This window comes from Stenotrophomonas sp. STEN035 (genome assembly GCF_056759935.1).
Genome location: NZ_JBRRDY010000039.1, coordinates 42,501 through 45,225, shown reverse-complemented (window position 1 = coordinate 45,225; position 2,725 = coordinate 42,501). Strand labels below are relative to the sequence as shown.

General features: G+C 52.8%; 1 rRNA gene (running past one end of the window). It reads right to left on the bottom strand.

Annotated elements, in window-relative coordinates:
• Window positions 1-41: 41 nt before the first annotated feature.
• Window positions 42-2,725, bottom strand: a 23S ribosomal RNA gene (locus ACVOLL_RS17700); it runs 194 nt beyond the window's last position.

Sequence of the window (2,725 nt, the reverse complement as noted above, 5' to 3'; positions counted from 1 at the left end):
TCTATCGACATGTCATGTCGGCCAAGGCAACTTGAGGTTATATGGTCAAGCCACACGGATCATTAGTATCAGTTAGCTCAATGCATTGCTGCACTTACACACCTGACCTATCAACCACATAGTCTATATGGTTCCTTTAGGGGGCTTGTGCCCCGGGAAGTCTCATCTTGAGGCGCGCTTCCCGCTTAGATGCTTTCAGCGGTTATCGCTTCCGAACATAGCTACCCGGCAATGCCACTGGCGTGACAACCGGAACACCAGAGGTTCGTCCACTCCGGTCCTCTCGTACTAGGAGCAGCCCCTCTCAAACTTCCAACGCCCATGGCAGATAGGGACCGAACTGTCTCACGACGTTCTGAACCCAGCTCGCGTACCACTTTAAATGGCGAACAGCCATACCCTTGGGACCGACTACAGCCCCAGGATGTGATGAGCCGACATCGAGGTGCCAAACACCGCCGTCGATATGAACTCTTGGGCGGTATCAGCCTGTTATCCCCGGAGTACCTTTTATCCGTTGAGCGATGGCCCTTCCATACAGAACCACCGGATCACTAAGTCCTAGTTTCCTACCTGCTTGATCCGTCGATCTTGCAGTCAAGCACGCTTATGCCTTTGCACACAGTGCGCGATGTCCGACCGCGCTGAGCGTACCTTCGAGCTCCTCCGTTACTCTTTAGGAGGAGACCGCCCCAGTCAAACTACCCACCATACACGGTCCCCGATCCAGATAATGGACCTAGGTTAGAACGTCAAGCACGACAGGGTGGTATTTCAAGGATGGCTCCACTGCAGCTAGCGCCACAGTTTCATAGCCTCCCACCTATCCTACACAGACGAACTCAACGTTCAGTGTAAAGCTATAGTAAAGGTTCACGGGGTCTTTCCGTCTTGCCACGGGAACGCTGCATCTTCACAGCGATTTCAATTTCACTGAGTCTCGGGTGGAGACAGCGCCGCTGTCGTTACGCCATTCGTGCAGGTCGGAACTTACCCGACAAGGAATTTCGCTACCTTAGGACCGTTATAGTTACGGCCGCCGTTTACTGGGGCTTCGATCAAGAGCTTCGCCTTGCGGCTGACCCCATCAATTAACCTTCCAGCACCGGGCAGGCGTCACACCCTATACGTCCACTTTCGTGTTTGCAGAGTGCTGTGTTTTTGATAAACAGTCGCAGCGGCCTGGTTACTGCGACCCTCTTCAGCTATAGCTCGCATGAGCCACCAAAAAGGGTGCACCTTCTCCCGAAGTTACGGTGCCATGTTGCCTAGTTCCTTCACCCGAGTTCTCTCAAGCGCCTGAGAATTCTCATCCTACCCACCTGTGTCGGTTTACGGTACGGTCTGCGTAAGCTGAAGCTTAGGAGCTTTTCCTGGAAGCGTGGTATCAGTGACTTCGCCTTAAAGGCTCGTCTCGGTGCTCGGTCTTAAAGAATCCCGGATTTGCCAAAGATTCAAACCTACCGCCTTTCCCCAGGACAACCAACGCCTGGTACACCTAACCTTCTCCGTCCCTCCATCGCACTTACGCGAGGTGCAGGAATATTAACCTGCTTCCCATCGACTACGCATTTCTGCCTCGCCTTAGGGGCCGACTCACCCTGCGCCGATTAACGTTGCGCAAGGAAACCTTGGGCTTTCGGCGTGCGGGTTTTTCACCCGCATTATCGTTACTCATGTCAGCATTCGCACTTCCGATACCTCCAGCAAGCTTCTCAACTCACCTTCACAGGCTTACGGAACGCTCCTCTACCGCGCATAACAAAGTTATGCACTCCAAGCTTCGGTTTACTGCTTAGCCCCGTTAAATCTTCCCCGCAGACCGACTCGACCAGTGAGCTATTACGCTTTCTTTAAAGGGTGGCTGCTTCTAAGCCAACCTCCTGGCTGTCTGTGCCTTTCCACATGGTTTTCCACTTAGCAGTAAATTTGGGACCTTAGCTGTGGATCTGGGTTGTTTCCCTTTTCACGACGGACGTTAGCACCCGCCGTGTGTCTCCCATACAGTCCGTCTTGGTATTCGGAGTTTGCAATGGTTTGGTAAGTCGCGATGACCCCCTAGCCATAACAGTGCTCTACCCCCAAGAGGATACATATGAGGCGCTACCTAAATAGCTTTCGAGGAGAACCAGCTATCTCCGGGTTCGATTAGCTTTTCACTCCTAATCACACCTCATCCCCTACCTTTGCAACGGGAGTGGGTTCGGGCCTCCAGTGCGTGTTACCGCACCTTCACCCTGGGCATGACTAGATCACCCGGTTTCGGGTCTACTGCCCGCGACTATGCGCCCTTATCAGACTCGGTTTCCCTTCGCCTCCCCTATACGGTTAAGCTTGCCACGAACAGTAAGTCGCTGACCCATTATACAAAAGGTACGCAGTCACTCTTTCGAGCTCCTACTGCTTGTACGCACACGGTTTCAGGATCTATTTCACTCCCCTCTCCGGGGTTCTTTTCGCCTTTCCCTCACGGTACTGGTTCACTATCGGTCGGTCAGTAGTATTTAGCCTTGGAGGATGGTCCCCCCATATTCAGACAGGGTTTCACGTGCCCCGCCCTACTCGTCTTCACTGGAATGGCCCTTTTAAATACAGGGCTATCACCTTCTATGGCCGGCTTTTCCAAACCGTTTTTCTAGAACCATACCAGCTTAAGGGCTGTTCCCCGTTCGCTCGTCGCTACTCAGGGAATCTCGGTTGATTTCTTTTCCTCTGGTTACTTAGA